The 16,065-nt window shown below is 70.5% G+C and carries 17 protein-coding genes; 11 read left to right on the top strand and 6 right to left on the bottom strand.

Features of this window, described 5'->3' with window-relative positions; genetic code table 11:
- Positions 1-25: 25 nt before the first annotated feature.
- Together OG897_RS15700 and OG897_RS15695 are read right to left on the bottom strand one after the other, a co-directional pair.
- Entirely contained in the window at positions 26-160 is a 135-nt protein-coding gene (locus OG897_RS15700) for an LPFR motif small protein (protein ID WP_266657251.1), read from the bottom strand.
- A 105-nt stretch (positions 161-265) separates the two neighbouring features.
- Positions 266-1,135: a hypothetical protein gene (locus OG897_RS15695; RefSeq protein ID WP_266657249.1), complete on the bottom strand. Its 870-nt coding sequence runs from the start codon at positions 1,133-1,135 to the stop codon at positions 266-268.
- Positions 1,136-1,295: 160 nt separating this feature from the next.
- Between OG897_RS15695 and OG897_RS15690 the strand changes: the two genes are divergently transcribed.
- Entirely contained in the window at positions 1,296-2,315 is a 1,020-nt protein-coding gene (locus OG897_RS15690; protein WP_266657247.1) for a GlxA family transcriptional regulator, read from the top strand.
- 41 nt (positions 2,316-2,356) lie between these two features.
- Entirely contained in the window at positions 2,357-2,983 is a 627-nt protein-coding gene (locus OG897_RS15685) for a DJ-1/PfpI family protein (RefSeq protein ID WP_266657245.1), read from the top strand.
- Between the two features lie 18 nt (positions 2,984-3,001).
- Here the strand turns inward: OG897_RS15685 and OG897_RS15680 are convergent, their stop codons facing one another.
- Positions 3,002-3,760, bottom strand: coding sequence for an enoyl-CoA hydratase/isomerase family protein (locus OG897_RS15680; RefSeq protein ID WP_266657243.1), 759 nt, complete (start codon positions 3,758-3,760; stop codon positions 3,002-3,004).
- Positions 3,761-3,849: 89 nt separating this feature from the next.
- On the opposite strand from OG897_RS15680, the gene OG897_RS15675 reads away from it, so the two are divergent.
- Together OG897_RS15675 and OG897_RS15670 are read left to right on the top strand one after the other, a co-directional pair.
- Positions 3,850-4,563, top strand: a complete 714-nt coding sequence (locus OG897_RS15675; RefSeq protein ID WP_266657241.1) for an HdeD family acid-resistance protein — start codon at positions 3,850-3,852, stop codon at positions 4,561-4,563.
- Positions 4,564-4,680: 117 nt separating this feature from the next.
- Positions 4,681-5,223: an ATP-binding protein gene (locus OG897_RS15670; protein ID WP_266657240.1), complete on the top strand. Its 543-nt coding sequence runs from the start codon at positions 4,681-4,683 to the stop codon at positions 5,221-5,223.
- Positions 5,224-5,240: 17 nt separating this feature from the next.
- On the opposite strand, the gene idi is transcribed toward OG897_RS15670, so the two are convergent.
- The 3 genes from idi to OG897_RS15655 all read right to left on the bottom strand — a co-directional run bounded on the left by idi (position 5,241) and on the right by OG897_RS15655 (position 8,459).
- Entirely contained in the window at positions 5,241-5,846 is a 606-nt protein-coding gene (gene idi, locus OG897_RS15665; protein WP_266657239.1) for an isopentenyl-diphosphate Delta-isomerase, read from the bottom strand.
- A gap of 190 nt (positions 5,847-6,036) precedes the next feature.
- Positions 6,037-7,272: a bifunctional class I SAM-dependent methyltransferase/N-acetyltransferase gene (locus OG897_RS15660; RefSeq protein WP_266660200.1), complete on the bottom strand. Its 1,236-nt coding sequence runs from the start codon at positions 7,270-7,272 to the stop codon at positions 6,037-6,039.
- Between the two features lie 245 nt (positions 7,273-7,517).
- Positions 7,518-8,459 carry a cation diffusion facilitator family transporter gene (locus OG897_RS15655; RefSeq protein ID WP_266657238.1) on the bottom strand — a complete coding sequence of 314 codons (942 nt, stop codon included), beginning with the start codon at positions 8,457-8,459 and terminating at the stop codon, positions 7,518-7,520.
- 623 nt (positions 8,460-9,082) lie between these two features.
- On the opposite strand from OG897_RS15655, the gene OG897_RS15650 reads away from it, so the two are divergent.
- The 7 genes from OG897_RS15650 (at position 9,083) to OG897_RS15620 (ending at position 15,954) form a co-directional block, all read left to right on the top strand.
- The gene (locus OG897_RS15650) at positions 9,083-10,675 is read left to right on the top strand and encodes a DUF5941 domain-containing protein (protein WP_266657237.1); all 1,593 of its coding nucleotides are present in this window, start codon (positions 9,083-9,085) and stop codon (positions 10,673-10,675) included.
- Positions 10,672-11,409, top strand: a complete 738-nt coding sequence (locus OG897_RS15645; protein ID WP_266657235.1) for a phosphocholine cytidylyltransferase family protein — start codon at positions 10,672-10,674, stop codon at positions 11,407-11,409. Before OG897_RS15650 ends, OG897_RS15645 begins: the two co-directional genes overlap by 4 nt.
- Positions 11,397-12,464 carry an iron-containing alcohol dehydrogenase family protein gene (locus OG897_RS15640; protein ID WP_266657233.1) on the top strand — a complete coding sequence of 356 codons (1,068 nt, stop codon included), beginning with the start codon at positions 11,397-11,399 and terminating at the stop codon, positions 12,462-12,464. Before OG897_RS15645 ends, OG897_RS15640 begins: the two co-directional genes overlap by 13 nt.
- Positions 12,439-13,221, top strand: coding sequence for a CDP-alcohol phosphatidyltransferase family protein (locus OG897_RS15635; RefSeq protein ID WP_266657231.1), 783 nt, complete (start codon positions 12,439-12,441; stop codon positions 13,219-13,221). Before OG897_RS15640 ends, OG897_RS15635 begins: the two co-directional genes overlap by 26 nt.
- 50 nt (positions 13,222-13,271) lie before the next feature.
- Complete coding sequence (locus OG897_RS15630) at positions 13,272-14,117, top strand: glycosyltransferase family 2 protein (RefSeq protein WP_266660198.1); 846 nt, start codon at positions 13,272-13,274, stop codon at positions 14,115-14,117.
- Positions 14,118-14,234: 117 nt separating this feature from the next.
- A complete protein-coding gene (locus OG897_RS15625; protein WP_266657229.1) occupies positions 14,235-15,164 on the top strand; it encodes an ABC transporter permease in 930 nt (309 codons plus the stop codon).
- Positions 15,157-15,954: an ABC transporter ATP-binding protein gene (locus OG897_RS15620; RefSeq protein WP_266657227.1), complete on the top strand. Its 798-nt coding sequence runs from the start codon at positions 15,157-15,159 to the stop codon at positions 15,952-15,954. The genes OG897_RS15625 and OG897_RS15620 overlap by 8 nt, the downstream gene beginning before the upstream one ends.
- Positions 15,955-16,065 lie beyond the last annotated feature (111 nt).

Here is a 16,065-nt window from a genome sequence, read left to right as displayed (position 1 = left end):
CGGCACCGACAAGCCGTTCACGGGCTCACACCCGGCGGGTCCTGCGCCCACCCCCGGAGGCCCCGCCGAACAGCTTGGCGAGCAGCCGGAAGGGCAGCGTCACGACGGTGGCTATCGCCCCGCCCACGGTGCGCAGGGCATCGGCAATGGCTCGGAACACGGGGCCTCCTCTGTCGTACGGACGTTCCCCGTCCGGGTAGCCGCGAGCCCGCCCCGTAAACGCGTCGGAAGCGCGCCGGGAACGCACCGGGAGCGGAGACGGCCCTCAGCCCTTCCCGAGCAGCGTCTCCGGGAAGGCCCCCGCGGCGGCGGCCGTCAACAGGAAGCCGCGCCCCAGTTCCGTGAGCCGCTCCACGCCCTCCGCACCCAGGTGTTCGTACGGGGCGAGGTCGAGCCGGTCGGTCGCGTCCTCGACGTCGGCCCGCAGCTTCGTGCCCGCCTCCGTCAACTCGCCCTCGGCGTCCAGCAGCCCGCGCCCCCGCAGCCGGTCGGCGGCGGCGTCCCAGTCGGCCCGCGACCAGCCGCGCGTCCGCACCACCCAGCGCGGGTTCATGCCCCGCCCCGTCGCGGTGTGGCTGACCAGCGCCTCCACCGGGTCGAGACCGGCGTTCAGCAGAGCGGTCAGGTGGCCGTCGCCCCGGTGCTCGCGCAACAGGGTCGCCGCGTGCCAGAGCACGAGGTGCGGCTCCTCGGGGTACGGCAGGTCGGCGTGGGCCGCGTACAGCGGCCGGGCGTGCCGGGTGCACGCCTCCGCCGCCCGCCGCGCCAGCGCCGCCGCCTCCACGATCTCGGGCGACCCGATGACGTCGTCCCCGAGCAGCCGCCGCAGCGCCGCGTCCGCGGCCCGCATCCGCGCCCCGAGCACGGCCTCGGGCGACGCGATCTCCCACACGGCCGGGACGACCTTGGCGATCAGGTCGTAGTTGTAGTTGTAGAAGGCCGCGGTGATCACACCGGGACCGACCTTCCCCAGGGCGGCGGCCCGGCCGACCATGAACGGAGCCTCGTCGTCCACGATGCCGATCGCGGTGAGCTCCTTGGCGTACTCCGGCGAGAAGTACACCGTGGAATGGAGCGAGTTGAGGGGATTGTGGCAGCGGCGCCCGGCACGCGCGGGCAGCGAGGAAGTCGTCATGCCTGCACGTTACCGACTGCTTAGTACGGAGGGTAGGGCGGGCCCCGATGGCAGAAAAGGTGGGGAGCTCGTCATTGCGGCCATGCCCTCGGGTGTCGAACCATGAAGTCAGCGACACCGAAACCGACACCGACACCCACCACGGAGGGGGAACCGGCCCATGCCGCACCTGCACCGACGCGTACTGGTCGTCCTCTTCGACGGAGTGCAGAGCCTGGACGTGACGGGTCCTGTGGAGGTCTTCGCAGGCGCGGCGGAGGCGACGGGCACCCCCTACGAAATCCTCACCGCCTCCGTCGACGGCCACCCCGTCCGAACCAGCAGCCACCTCACCCTCCTTCCCGACGCCCCCCTGAGCCCCCTCGCCCCCGCCCTCGAAGAGGCCATTCCCGAAACCCCCGAAACCCCCGAAACCCCCACCCACCTCACCCTCCTCGTCCCCGGCGGACCCGCCACCAAGACCCTCGACCCGCGCCTCACCACCTGGCTCCGGACCAACGCCCCCCACGCCGACCGCCTCGTCTCCGTGTGCAGCGGCGCCCTCTACCTCGCCGAGGCGGGGCTCCTCGACGGCCACCGCGTCGCCACCCACTGGCACGTCGCCGACCACCTCGCCCGCACCTATCCCGCCGTCCACGTCGACCCCGACGCCGTCTACGTCCGCGAGGGCCGCCTCGCCACCTCCGCCGGGGTCACCGCCGGAATCGACCTCGCCCTCGCCCTCGTCGAGGAGGACCACGGCCGCGACGTCGCCCTCACCGTCGCCCGCCACCTGGTCGTCTTCCTGCGACGCCCGGGAAACCAGGCCCAGTTCAGCGCCCAGCTCTGTGCCCAGACCGCCCAACGCGCACCGCTGCGCGACGTCCAGCAGTACATCTCCGAACACCCCGCCGCCGACCTCTCCGTCGAAGCCCTCGCCGCCCGCGCCCAGCTCTCCCCCCGCCACTTCGCCCGCGCCTTCCACGCCGAAACGGGGACCACCCCGGGCCGCTACGTCGACCGCGTACGCCTCGAACACGCCCGCCGCCTCCTGGAGGACGGCCCCGAGGGCGTCGAGTGCGTGTCCCGGGCCAGCGGCTACGGCACGCCCGAGGCCATGCGCCGCGCCTTCGTCAAAGCACTCGGCACGGCCCCCGCCGAATACCGTCGCCGCTTCCGTACGGCAACGCCCGCCGACTGAACTCACACACCGTCAAAAACCCCGCCCGGAAAGGCATTCCCATGCAGATCGCCATCGCCCTGTACGAGAACTTCACCGCCCTCGACGCCATCGGCCCCTACGAGACACTCGGCAACCTGCCCGGTGCGGAGACCGTCCTCGTCGCCGAGCAGGCCGGCCCCGTCCGCAACGACCGGGGCGACCTGTGCATCGTCGCCACCCGTTCCTTCGCCGAGGTCACCCGCCCCGACATCGTCATCGTCCCTGGCGGCCCCGACGCGACGAACCAGACCGAGAACACGGCGCTCCTGGACTGGCTCCGGGCCGTCGACCCCACCACCACCTGGACCACCTCCGTCTGCACGGGCTCGTTGGCCCTCGCCGCGGCGGGCCTCCTCCACGGCCGCCGGGCCACCACCCACTGGTTGGCGATGGACACCCTGGAGGGGCTGGGAGCCCGCCCGACGGGGGAACGGGTCGTCTTCGACGGCAAGTACGTCACCGCCGCAGGCGTCTCCTCCGGCATCGACATGGGCCTGACCCTGGTCGGGAAGATCCAGGGGGACATGGTCGCGCAGGTCATCCAGCTCATGACCGAGTACGACCCGCAGCCGCCCTACGACGCCGGATCACCGGACAAGGCCCCGGCCGAGGTGGTCGCGTACTGCCTCGGTGAGCTGAAGGTCTGATGGAACGTCAGACAGGCGTCACGCGTTCCAGGTGAAGTCCGGCGCCCGGCGCTCCAGGAAGGCGGCGACCCCCTCGGCGGTGTCGCCGCTTCCGCGCGCCTGCTCCGCCCAGTGGTCGTCCCGGTCGGTGCGCCCGTCCGCGAACTCCTTCGCCGCCGCCTGCGTGAGCTGCGACCGCGACACCAGTACGCGCGTGAACTCGGCAACCCGCTTGGCGAGTTGCCCCTCCGGCAGCACCTCGTCCACCAGCCCCGTGCGCAGCGCCCGCTCCGTGTCGATCAACTCCCCGGAGAACAACAGGTACTTCGTGGCCGCCGGGCCCACCAGAGCCGCCAGCCGCCGCGTCGACGACGAGGGGTAGACGATCCCCAGCTTCGCCGGAGTCACTCCGAAGAGCGCCCCCTCCTGCGCGAACCGCAGATCGCAGGCCGCCGCGAGCTGGCTCCCGCCGCCCACGCAGTACCCCCGTACCGCCGCCAGCGTCGGTTTCGCAAACGCGGCGAGCGCCTCCTCGGCCCGCACCGCCAGCTCCTGCGGAGTCCCTCCCGTATCCCCGGGGTCGCGCAGGGAAGAAATGTCCGCCCCGGCGCAGAAGGTCTCCCCCTCACCCACAAGGACCAACGCCCGCACCTCGGGGTCGACGGCCAGCCTCCCCAGCAGTTCCGGCAGCTCGCGCCACATCCCGGCGGTCATCGCATTGCGTTTGGCGGGATTGCTAAGCACCACCGTGGCGACGGAGTCGGTGACGGAGCAGGTCACCCGGGAAAGCGGATCCATGGGCCGGATGCTATCCGCCCCTTCCGAACCTATGATCGGGGGCATCGGGGGGCCGAGGCAGGCACGGGGGCCGACCGAGGAGTGCTCACATGGTGCAACCGACCCGCGAGAGCAAGAAACTGAGCCGGAACTTCGGCTGGCTGGCGTTCCTGGGCATCCTGCTGGTCATCGGCGGCCTGGTCGGGCTGTTCTACACCGGCTTCGCCACCCTCACCTCGATGGTCCTCTTCGGCTGGCTGCTGCTGGTCGGCGGACTCGTCGGCCTGCTCCAGTCCGTCCAGTCACGCGGCACCAGCTTCTTCTGGCTCGGCGTCGTCGTCGCCGCCCTCAACATCGCCGCGGGCGTCGTCGTCATCCGCCACCCCGTCGTGACCGCGGAAGCCCTCACCATGTTCGCCGCCCTGCTCTTCCTCACCGGTGGCCTCTTCCGGGTGGTCGGCAGCGTGGTGGTGCGCGGTCCGCAGTTCGGGTGGACCCTCGTCCAGGGTGCGTTCGGCCTGCTGCTCGGCATCCTGGTGCTCTTCGACTGGCCGCACTCCAGCCTGTACGTCCTCGGTACGTTCTTCTCGCTGGCCCTGTTCTTCGACGGGCTGGGCCTGGTCTCCATCGGCATGGGCGGTCGCCGGGTCATGGAGATGGCCTCGGAGGCGATGCGACCCGAGACGCCCGAGACGACCGAGACGCCCGAAACCCCCGAGGGCCGGCGCGCGACCCCCGCTCCCGAGCCGGCGGAGCAGACCCCGGACCAGCCGGAAAGGGCCGACCTCAACAAACCGGAAGATCAGGGCCGGTCAACGAACTGACGGTCAACCGGACGGCAACCGTCGCGAACGGTTGCAATCCCGGTCGTCATCGGTCGATTTCCGTCAACTTGTGATCAGTGCGTTGGTCCGGACCGTTGTGCCCCGAACACTCGAACCGTGGTCACGACCGAGCGCGAGGGCGGGTGCCCGATGATGGAGAGCCGTGGGAGCGCCCCACCCCCGGACGGGGCCGTGGGCGCCCCGCCGGGGAACGGGTCCGTGGACTCCGCGGAACCCCCACGGGCCTACGAGGGCGTCTGGCGGTTCACCGCCCCGGCCGTCGACATCTCCGTACCCCAGGCCCGGCACGCGGTGCGCGACCTGATCCGACGCCAGCGCGTGCCCGCGTCGGAGGACCTGGTGCAGGGACTCCTGCTGATCGTCTCCGAACTGGTCACCAACTCCGTCAAGCACGCGGCCCTGCTCTCCCCGGAGCTGGCCGTGGAGGTGGCCGTCGGCGCCGAGTGGATACGGGTGTCCGTCGAGGACAGCCACCCCTACCGCCCCAAACCGCTGGAGACGGACTACGCGCAGACCGGCGGGCGCGGACTGCTGCTCGTACGGGAGATCGCCGCCGAATCCGGCGGCGTCTGCGACGTCGAGCACACCGCGAGCGGCGGCAAGGTCATCTGGGCCGCCCTGCCGCTCACCGCGCACTAGCGGTCGGGACCGGGGGCCTACCAGCCCGCCGCGTCCCCCGTCAGTTCCCTGATCGCGGGCCGCGCCGCGTCCAGCACCGTCATGAACCACGCCGAGAACGGGTCCTTCGCGTGCTGCTCCGCCAACTCCTGGGGCGTCACGAACGCGGTGTCCCCGACCTCCTCCGGGTCCGGCCGCAGCGACGACTGCACCAGCCCGACGAAGAGGTGGTTGAACTCCTGCTCGACCAGACCGGATGCCGGGTCCGGGTGGTTGTAGCGGACCGTTCCCGCCTCCGCGAGCAGCGTCGGGGAGACCCCCAGCTCCTCGTGCGTACGCCGGGCGGCCGCCGCGAAGGGGCCCTCGTCCGGATAAGGGTGGCCGCAGCAGGTGTTGGACCACACGCCGGGGGAGTGGTACTTGCCCAGCGCGCGCTGCTGGAGCAGCAGCCGCCCCGTCTCGTCGAAGAGGAAGACGGAGAACGCGCGGTGCAACTGCCCGGGGGGCTGGTGGGCGGAGAGCTTCTCCGCGGTGCCGATGGTGTTGCCGCTCTCGTCGACCAGTTCGAGGAGGATCTCTGGGGCGTCGGCGCCCGCCGATCCGTTCTGTGCGCTGTTCGCCGCAGTGGCTGGTGTGGTCGGCATAACCATCCTTCGCTTCGGTTCCCGGCTGCCAAGTCTGCCGTACAAAAGCCGCTTGTCCGTACTTCGGACGGACTTCGGCCGTATCGGTGGCGCAAAGCCTCCGTGAAAAGGGCCCTGCCCCTGTCGCGGGTGCGACAGGGGCAGGACTTCCCACTCTTCGGCCGGATCAGACCCCGGTTCTTCGCCCGGATCAGACCCCGAACGCCGCCGGGTACCTGATCTCACCGCGCGGCGGTTCCACCGCCTCGTCGAGCACGAGCGCCATCATGGCCTCGTCCGGTACCTCGAAACCGGGCCGGATGCCCAGCCCGGACGCCGGAGCGAACCCGAACTTCGGGTAGTACTCCGGGTGCCCGAGCACCAGCAGCACCCGCTCCCCACGGACCCGGGCGGCATCGATCACAGCGCGCGTGACCGCTGCCCCCGCCCCCTGCCGCTGGAACTCCGGAGAGACCGCGACGGGTGCCAGCGCGGCCGCCGGAGCGCCGTCGACGTGGCAGCGGGTGATCAGCGCGTACGCCGCGACGGAGCCGTCCGGCGCCTCGGCGACGTACGACAGACCGTCCAGCCATGCCCCGGGGTCCTGGCGCAGTGCCTCCACGAGGTCCGCCTCGCCCTCGGTCTCGAAGGCGGCGGCGTTCACGGCGTGCACGGCCGGAACGTCGGCGGCGGTCTCGGGACGGGTCCGCCAGCGCGGGTCGACGGGCCGCAGGACGTACCCGCTGTACCCGTATTCCGATCCGTGCTTCCGGCGGATCTCGATCTCCTCGCGGCTCATCGCGAGGGCCTCGGCCATGCCGGGCACGGCCGGATCGGTGGTGGCGACCCGCTCGCCGAGCGGGCCGTAGTACTCGTCCCAGTCGTTCTCCGGCTGGAGGTACGTACCGAGGACGTCGTACCCGGCTGCGACGGCCGCCGCCGCGTTCTCGGCGCGCGAGCGCAGCGGGTACTGCGGGTCCCAGAAGGCGCGGACCCCCGCCGAGGGCTGCTCGGCGGTCCACTCGATCTCGGAGACGACGAGCACGCCGCCCGGCGCGAGCAGCCGCTTCCACCGCGCGAGGGCGGTGGCGAAGCCGATGTTGTACGCCGACCCCTCGGCCCAGACCAGGTCGAAGGAGCCGTCCTCGAAGCCGGGGCCTTCGAGGGCGCCCATGTCGGCGTTGACGGTACGGATCGAGTCACTGAGCCCACGGGCCGAGGCGGACGCGCGCAGCTCGTCGAGGAACGGCTCGTAGAGGTCGACGGCGGTCACCCGCGCACCGGCCTCGGCTGCCAGCAGCAGCGCGGCACGGCCCGGGCCGCAGCCCAGGTCGAGGACGCGCGGACGCTCGGGAAGCCGCCCCGCCAGCGAGGCGAGGGAGAGGAAGTGCCGGGTGGTGCCGTCCGAACCGGGGCTCTGCCGGGGCAGGTCGCGGTGCAGGGTCATGAAGGCGTCGACGATGACGTTGTCGGACAACGTGGATCCCTTGTCAGGAAAGGGCCCCCACGGGTGAACCGGAAAGGTGAGGTGTCAGCCGAGGGACCGGGAGATGAGGATGGTCCGTATGCCGCAGGCAGCAGCGTGCGTCACGACAGTCATCAACTCATCACCCTTCTCACTCACCGTTCGTCCGAGACCGAACGTCTCTTCGATCACCCTAACAGCCCGCACCGAAGGGCCGCACGGGACTTTCAGTGGCAGACCTTCACCTCGTGCGCCGCGTGCCCGCCCGGCTCCAGCTGGAAGGTGCAGTGCTCGACGTCGAAGTGGTCCCCGAGGCACCCCTGCAACTCGTGCAGCATCTTCTCGTGCCCCACGGAATCCAGTACGTCCTGGCTGACCACCACATGGGCCGACAGCACCGGCATGCCCGACGTGATCGTCCACGCGTGCAGGTCGTGCACGTCCTCCACACCGGGTGTCCCCAGAATGTGCTCACGCACCTCACCCATGTCCACGCCCTTGGGCGCCGCCTCCAGCAGGACGGACAGGGTCTCGCGCAGCAGCTTCACCGTGCGCGGAACGATCATGAGGCCGATCACGAGCGAGGCGATCGGGTCGGCGTACTGCCAACCCGTCAGCAGGATCAGCGTCGCCGACACCAGTACGGTCACCGAGCCGAGCGCGTCCGCCAGCACCTCCAGATAGGCGCCCCGCACGTTGAGGCTGTCCTTCTGCCCCTTGACCAGCAGCGACAGCGAAATCATGTTCGCGACCAGGCCGACCAGGGCGAAGACGATCGTCAGACCGCCCTTGGTCTCGGCGGGAGTGATGAACCGCTCCACCGCCTCGATGAGTACGTAGCCGCCGACGCCGAGCAGCAGCAGACAGTTCGCCAGCGCCGCCAGGATCTCCGCGCGGGCGTACCCGAAGGTGGCGTTCCGGGTGGCCGGACGGTTGGCGAAGTGGATCGCCAGCAGCGCCATCGCGAGTCCGAGTGCGTCCGTCGCCATGTGCGCGGCGTCCGCGATGAGCGCGAGCGAGTCGGAGAGCACCCCACCGACGATCTCGACGACCATCACACTCAGTGTGATGGCCAGGGCTATTCGAAGCCGTCCCTTGTACGCGGCAGCAGCCGTTCCGGTGGGCGGCGGCCCACCGTGAGAATGCCCGTGATCGTGCCCAGCCCCCATGAAGAGCCGCCTCCTGAGACGTGACGAGTGGTGCGGGACCGTGCGGCCCGACACCTCAGTGAACTACGGGTGGGGGGTATGGGCAAGCCGGGACTGAACACCGTTGTCATGTGCTCTGACCTGCGGAAATGACCGCAGGTCAGAGAGCCGGAGCGATCTCGCGCAGGTTCCGTGCAGGTATCCCGGAGGCTCCGCCGCCCGGCCCGCGCGCCGGGCTCGGGGACGCGGTTTGTGGGGCGGGGCGGGAATCGACCATGATGATCGCGGCGGCCCCGGCGTCGCCCGGTGCGGTCCTGCCGGAAGCCTGAACGGGCAGTGAAATCAAGGTTCCGTTCATCCGATAGCCTCTGCCGAATGCCGCCCCGCCCGCCCGTGTGCGGGCCCACGGGTGCGGCATCTTCGAAGCCATGCTCAGGCGTGTAGCCATGCTCAAGGAGTGAGTTCGTCTGTCGACCGCAATCCTCACGGGCCCGCCGGTACCCGGGTCGTCGCTCGAAGGCGAGCTGCGGTCACTGGGATTCGACGTACGGTCCGCCGCCGACCCCGCTGAGGCCGCGAAGCTCCTCGACGAGACGCCCGCCGCCGAGCGCGTCGCCCTCGTCGACCCCCGCTTCGTCGGCCACGTGCACGCGCTGCGCCTCGGCCTGACCGACCCCCGCTTCCCCGCGGCCGCCGTCACGGGCGCGCTCACCGCGCAGCCCGAGGCCCGCGCCGCGCTCAGCCGCGCCGCCCGCACCGCGCCGGGCTCGCCCGACGAGGTCGCGGCCAGGCTGGACGCCGAAGGCGTCGCCGTACAGCGTCCGGAACTCGGTGCGCTCGTCGCGGCGGTCCCGGCCGACCAGGCGTCCCGCACCGAGGCCGAGCAGGCCGTCGCCGCCGTCGACGACGAGGCGATCCGGCTGCGCACGGCCGTCAAGTCCCGCGACGGCTTCTTCACCACGTACTGCATCAGCCCGTACTCCCGCTACATCGCCCGCTGGTGCGCACGGCACGGCTTCACCCCGAACCAGGTCACCACCGCCTCCCTCGTCACCGCGCTCATAGCGGCGGGCTGCGCGGCGACCGGCACCCGGGGCGGCTACGTCGCGGCCGGGCTGCTGCTGCTCTTCTCCTTCGTCCTGGACTGCACCGACGGGCAGCTCGCCCGCTACTCGCTCCAGTACTCGACGATGGGCGCCTGGCTCGACGCGACCTTCGACCGGGCCAAGGAGTACGCCTACTACGCGGGCCTCGCCCTCGGCGCGATCCGCGGCGGCGACGACGTATGGGCGCTCGCGCTCGGCGCGATGGTCCTCCAGACCTGCCGCCACGTCGTGGACTTCTCCTTCAACGAGGCCAACCACGACGCCACCGGCAACACGAGCCCCACCGCCGCCCTCTCCGACAAGCTCGACAGCGTCGGCTGGACGGTCTGGGTGCGGCGCATGATCGTGCTGCCGATCGGCGAGCGCTGGGCCATGATCGCCGTCCTGACGGCACTCACCACGCCCCGGATCGTCTTCTACGCCCTGCTCATCGGCTGCGCCTTCGCCGCCTGCTACACCACGGCCGGACGCGTACTGCGCTCGCTGACCCGGCGCGCGACCCGCACCGACCGTGCGGCACAGGCGCTGGCGGACCTGACGGACTCCGGTCCGCTGGCCGAGTCCGTCGCCGGTACCTCCCGAGGCGGGCGGACGGGCGGCGGCTTCCTCGCCCCGGTCCTCGCCCTCGTCGGCGGGACGATCCTGGTCGTGGACGCGCTGGTCAACGGCGGCACCTGGACGTTCGTCGGCGCGGCCGTCCTCTACGCCTTCCTCGGCGGACTCGCCGTCCGGTCCCCGCTCAAGGGCCCCCTGGACTGGCTGGTGCCGCCCTTCTTCCGGATCGCGGAGTACTGCACGGTCCTGGTCCTCGCGGTCAAGGCGGACGTCGCAGGCGCCATCCCGGCGGCATTCGGGCTGGTCGCAGCGGTCGCCTACCATCACTACGACACGGTGTACCGCATCAAGGGCGGCACCGGAGCCCCGCCGAACTGGCTGGTGCGGGCGGTCGGCGGCCACGAGGGCCGCACGCTGGTGGTGGCCGTTCTCGCCGCCCTGTCGACGACGCTCGACTTCCCTCTCGCACTCACGGTCATGGCCGTGGTCATCGCCTTGGTGGTGCTCGCCGAGAGCATCCGTTTCTGGGTCTCCTCGGGAGCACCCGCCGTACACGACGAAGGAGAACCCGCATGATCGGCCTGGTTTTGGCGGCGGGCGCCGGACGGCGTCTGCGTCCCTACACCGACACGCTGCCCAAGGCCCTCGTGCCCGTGGACGGCGACACCACGATCCTCGACCTCACCCTCGGCAACTTCGCGGAGATCGGCCTCACCGACGTCGCGATCATCGTCGGCTACCGGAAGGAAGCCGTCTACGACCGCAAGGCCGCCCTGGAGGCCAGGTACGGCCTCACCATCACCCTGATCGACAACGACAAGGCCGAGGAGTGGAACAACGCCTACTCCCTGTGGTGCGGCCGCGACTCGATCCGGCACACGGTGATCCTCGCCAACGGCGACACCGTGCACCCCGTCTCCGTCGAGAAGACGCTGCTCGCCGCCCGGGGCGACGGCAAGAAGATCATCCTGGCGCTGGACACGGTGAAGCAGCTCGCCGACGAGGAGATGAAGGTGATCGTCGACCCCGCCAAGGGCGTCAGCAAGATCACCAAGCTGATGGACCCGGCGACGGCGACCGGTGAGTACATCGGCGTCACCCTCATCGAGGGCGAGGCCGCCGACGAGCTGGCCGACGCGCTGAAGACCACCTTCGAGCGGGACCCCGACCTCTACTACGAGGACGGCTACCAGGAGCTCGTCAACCGGGGCTTCCAGATCGACGTGGCCCCCATCGGCGACGTGAAGTGGGTCGAGATCGACAACCACGACGACCTCGCCAAGGGCCGGGAGATCGCGTGCCAGTACTGACCCGCCTGATCCCCTCCCCGCTGACCGTCGACATCTCCCGGGGCGCCCTGGACGATCTCGCCGGTCTCCTCGCGGACCAGCGGATCTCCGGCTCGGGCTGCCTCGCCATCGCCATCAGCGGCGGCTCGGGCCAGGCCCTGCGCGAGCGCCTCGCCCCCGACCTGCCGGACGCCGACTGGTACCCGGTCGCCGACGGCACCATCGACTCGGCGGTCAAGCTCGCCGACGACATCAAGGGCAAGCAGCGCTACGACGCGGTCGTCGGCCTCGGCGGCGGCAAGATCATCGACGTCGCGAAGTACGCGGCGGCCCGCGTCGGCCTGCCCATGGTCGCGGTCGCCACCAACCTCGCCCACGACGGCCTCTGCTCCCCGGTCGCCACCCTGGACAACGACAACGGGCGCGGCTCCTACGGGGTTCCCACCCCGATCGCCGTCGTCATCGACCTCGACGTGATCCGCGAGGCCCCCGACCGTTTCGTACGGTCCGGAATCGGCGACGCCGTCTCCAACATCTCCTGCGTCGCCGACTGGGAACTCGCCCACGAGGTCCACGGCGACCCCATCGACGGCCTCGCCGCCGCCATGGCCCGCCAGGCGGGCGAAGCGGTGCTCCGCCACCCCGGCACCATCCGCGACGACGCCTTCCTCAAGGTGCTCGCCGAGGGCCTGGTCCTCACCGGCATCTCCATGACCGTGGCGGGCGACAGCCGCCCCGCGTCCGGTGCCTGCCACGAGATCAGCCACGCCTTCGACCTGCTCTTCCCCAAGCGCTCCGCGCTCCACGGCGAGCAGGTCGCCATCGGCGCCGCCTTCGCGATGCACCTGCGCGGCGCGGCCGAGGACGCCGCGCTCTTCGCCGACGTACTGCGCAGGCACGAACTGCCCGTACTGCCCGGCGACATCGGCTTCACCGTCGACGAGTTCGTCCAGGCCGTCGAGTACGCCCCCCAGACCCGTCCGGGACGCTTCACGATCCTGGAACACCTCGACCTGTCCGCAGACCAGATCAGGGACGCTTACGCCGACTATGTCAAGACGACCATCAGTAGCTGAACTCCGTCCCGTCGTTCACCCCGCGGGCGTCAAGGACCGGCGCAGCGGCGAGCACTGGGGCGGCCGCCTGTACATGCGCGAGATCTCCCTGCGCGTCGACCGTTACCTGGTCAATACCCGCATCACCCCCAATCAGCTGACGTACGTGATGACGGTGTGCGGCGTGCTGGCCGCGCCGGCGCTTCTCGTGCCCGGCATCTGGGGCGCGGTGCTCGGCGTCGTCGCCGTACAGCTCTACCTCCTCCTCGACTGCGTCGACGGCGAGGTCGCCCGCTGGAAGAAGCAGTTCTCGCTCAACGGCGTCTACCTCGACCGCGTCGGCGCGTATCTGACGGACGCCGCCGTGCTCGTCGGCGTCGGCCTGCGCGCCGCGGACATCTGGGGCACCGGACGCATCGACTGGCTGTGGGCCTTCCTCGGCACCCTGGCCGCCCTCGGCGCGATCCTGATCAAGGCGGAGACCGACCTCGTCGCCGTCGCCCGTCACCAGGGCGGCAAGCCGCCGGTCGCGGAGTCGGCGAGCGTGCCGCGCTCCTCCAAGATGGCGCTGGCCCGCAAGCTGGCGTCCATGCTCCAGTTCCACCGGCTGATCCTCGGCATCGAGGCGACGCTGCTGATCCTGGTCCTCGCGGTCTTCGACGCGGTCCGCGACGACCTGTTCTTCACCCGGCTCGGCGTCGCCGTCTTCGCGGGCATCGCCATGCTCCAGACGCTGCTGCACCTGGTGTCCATCCTCGCCTCCAGCAGGCTGAAGTGAGCGCCGCCCAGGGGCACGGCTCCCTCAAGGTGGGCGCGGTCATCATCACGATGGGCACCCGCCCGGACGACCTGAACGCCCTGATCGACTCCGTCCGCAAGCAGGACGGCGACCCGGTCGACATCGTGGTCGTCGGCAACGGCGCCCCCGTCACCGGCGTCCCCGGCGACGTACGCACCGTGGACCTGCCCGAGAACCTCGGCATCCCCGGCGGCCGCAACGTCGGCATCGAGGCATTCGGACCCTCCGGTTCCGACGTCGACATCCTGCTCTTCCTCGACGACGACGGCCTCCTGCCGAACACCGACACCGCCGAGCTGTGCCGCAAGGCGTTCGAGGCAGACCGCAGGCTCGGCATCATCAGCTTCCGCATCGCCGACCAGGACACCGGCGTCACCCAGCGCCGCCACGTCCCCCGGCTGCGGGCCTCCGACCCGATGCGCTCCTCCCGCGTGACGACCTTCCTCGGCGGGGCGAACGCCGCCCGTACGAAGGTCTTCGCGGAGGTCGGCGGACTCCCGGACGCGTTCTTCTACGCCCACGAGGAGACCGACCTCGCCTGGCGGGCGCTCGACGCGGGCTGGATGATCGACTACCGCGCGGACATGGTCCTGTACCACCCCACCACCTCGCCCGCCCGGCACGCGACGTACCACCGGATGGTGGCCCGCAACCGGGTCTGGCTGGCCCGCCGCAACCTGCCCGCACCCCTGGTGCCGGTCTACGTCGGCGTCTGGCTGCTGCTCACCCTCGCCCGGCGCCCCTCGGGGGAGGCGCTCAAGGCGTGGTTCGGCGGTTTCAAGGAAGGCTGGAAGACCCCCGCGGGTCCTCGCCGCCCCATGAAGTGGCGTACGGTATGGCGGCTGACCCGTCTGGGCCGACCACCCGTCATCTGACAGGCTCGGAACAGCCCTCCCGGGACGGCAAGCATCGGGTTTTGTCTCCCGGGACCCGGATACCCGCGCGCCAGCGCCCACCGGTTCGCGCATCTTTGAAGACGAAAGTTTCCACTTGTGAGTGACACTTCCCAAGACGGAGCGGTCGCTATGAGCGCCCCTCCCTCTCCCGACGAGGGACTGACCCCGGCGCAGCTCGCCGCCAAGTACCACCTCTCGGTGAGCGGCGCCCGGCCCGGACTGCGCGAGTACGTCCAGCAGCTGTGGGGGCGGCGCCACTTCATCATGGCGTTCTCCTCGGCCAAGCTGGCGGCCCAGTACAGCCAGGCCAAGCTGGGCCAGCTGTGGCAGGTGGCGACCCCACTGCTGAACGCGCTGGTCTACTTCCTGATCTTCGGGCTGATCCTGGACGCGGGACGGGGGATGGACAAGGGCGTCTACATCCCGTTCCTGGTCACCGGCATCTTCGTGTTCACCTTCACCCAGAGCTCGGTGATGGCGGGCGTGCGGGCGATCTCCGGCAACCTCGGTCTGGTGCGCGCGCTGCACTTCCCGCGCGCTTCGCTGCCGATCTCGTTCTCGCTCCAGCAGCTCCAGCAGCTCCTGTACTCGATGATCGTGCTGTTGCTGATCGTGATGGCCTTCGGCAACTTCCCGACCTGGTCGTGGCTGCTGCTGATCCCGGCGCTGGTGCTCCAGTTCATGTTCAACACGGGCCTCGCCCTGATCATGGCGAGGATGGGGTCCAAGACCCCTGACCTGGCACAGCTGATGCCGTTCATCATGCGCACCTGGATGTACGCCTCGGGCGTCATGTTCAGCATCCCGGTCATGCTGAAGGACAAGCCCGCGTGGATCGCCGACACCCTCCAGTGGAACCCGGCGGCCGTCTACATGGACCTGATGCGCTTCGCGCTGATCGACGGGTACGGGTCGGAGAACCTGCCGCCGCACGTCTGGGCGGCCGCGGCGGCCTGGGCGGTTCTCTTCGGGGTGCTCGGCTTCGTGTACTTCTGGAAGTCTGAGGAGCGTTACGGCCGTGGCTGAGGACATCAACGACAGCACCGAGGGGCGCGTCCCCACGGTCATCGCCGACGACGTGCACATCGTCTACCGGGTGAACACCGGCGGCGGCGGCAAGGGCGGCGCGACCGCCGCCCTCAACCGCATCCTGCGCGGCAAGAAGACCGACCAGGTGCGCGGCGTACGCAAGGTGCACGCCGTGCGCGGGGTGTCCTTCACGGCGTACCGGGGCGAGGCCATCGGTCTGATCGGCTCCAACGGTTCCGGCAAGTCGACCCTGCTGCGCGCCATCGCCGGGCTGCTGCCCGCCGAGAGCGGCAAGGTCTACACCGACGGCCAGCCCTCGCTCCTCGGTGTCAACGCGGCGCTGATGAACGACCTGACCGGTGAGCGCAACGTGATCCTCGGCGGACTCGCCATGGGCATGTCGCGCGAGCAGATCCGCCAGCGCTACCAGAGCATCGTCGACTTCTCCGGAATCAACGAGAAGGGCGACTTCATCACCCTTCCCATGCGGACCTACTCCTCCGGCATGGCGGCGCGCCTGCGCTTCTCCATCGCGGCGGCCAAGGACCACGACGTCCTGATGATCGACGAGGCGCTGGCCACCGGTGACCGGAAGTTCCAGATCCGCTCGGAGCAGAGGATCCGCGAGCTCCGCAAGGAGGCAGGCACGGTCTTCCTGGTCAGCCACAGCAACAAGTCGATCAGGGACACCTGCGACCGCGTCCTGTGGCTGGAGAAGGGCGAGCTCCTGATGGACGGCCCCACCGAAGAGGTCGTCAAGGCGTACGAGAAGGAGACCGGCAAGTAGCCGGGCTCTGCCCGAGCCGCCGTCAGGGCCCCCGCCGGAACCGGCGGGGGCCCTGACGCTGTGTACACGGGTGAAGGACGACGCCGGGGGTCTCACGGGGCATCAGATTTC

Origin of the sequence: Streptomyces sp. NBC_00237, assembly GCF_026342435.1 — a bacterium.
Lineage (GTDB): Bacteria > Actinomycetota > Actinomycetes > Streptomycetales > Streptomycetaceae > Streptomyces.
This window is presented reverse-complemented; position numbering and strand designations above follow the sequence as displayed.

Bases quoted from the DNA above. Each gene is read 5' to 3' on its own strand.
- OG897_RS15695 (WP_266657249.1), bottom strand. From the start codon at position 1,135: ATGACGACTTCCTCGCTGCCCGCGCGTGCCGGGCGCCGCTGCCACAAT.
- OG897_RS15690 (WP_266657247.1), top strand. From the start codon at position 1,296: ATGCCGCACCTGCACCGACGCGTACTGGTCGTCCTCTTCGACGGAGTG.
- OG897_RS15685 (WP_266657245.1), top strand. From the start codon at position 2,357: ATGCAGATCGCCATCGCCCTGTACGAGAACTTCACCGCCCTCGACGCC.
- OG897_RS15680 (WP_266657243.1), bottom strand. From the start codon at position 3,760: ATGGATCCGCTTTCCCGGGTGACCTGCTCCGTCACCGACTCCGTCGCC.
- OG897_RS15675 (WP_266657241.1), top strand. From the start codon at position 3,850: ATGGTGCAACCGACCCGCGAGAGCAAGAAACTGAGCCGGAACTTCGGC.
- idi (WP_266657239.1), bottom strand. From the start codon at position 5,846: ATGCCGACCACACCAGCCACTGCGGCGAACAGCGCACAGAACGGATCG.
- OG897_RS15660 (WP_266660200.1), bottom strand. From the start codon at position 7,272: ATGACCCTGCACCGCGACCTGCCCCGGCAGAGCCCCGGTTCGGACGGC.
- OG897_RS15655 (WP_266657238.1), bottom strand. From the start codon at position 8,459: ATGGGGGCTGGGCACGATCACGGGCATTCTCACGGTGGGCCGCCGCCC.
- OG897_RS15645 (WP_266657235.1), top strand. From the start codon at position 10,672: ATGATCGGCCTGGTTTTGGCGGCGGGCGCCGGACGGCGTCTGCGTCCC.
- OG897_RS15635 (WP_266657231.1), top strand. From the start codon at position 12,439: ATGTCAAGACGACCATCAGTAGCTGAACTCCGTCCCGTCGTTCACCCC.
- OG897_RS15630 (WP_266660198.1), top strand. From the start codon at position 13,272: ATGGGCACCCGCCCGGACGACCTGAACGCCCTGATCGACTCCGTCCGC.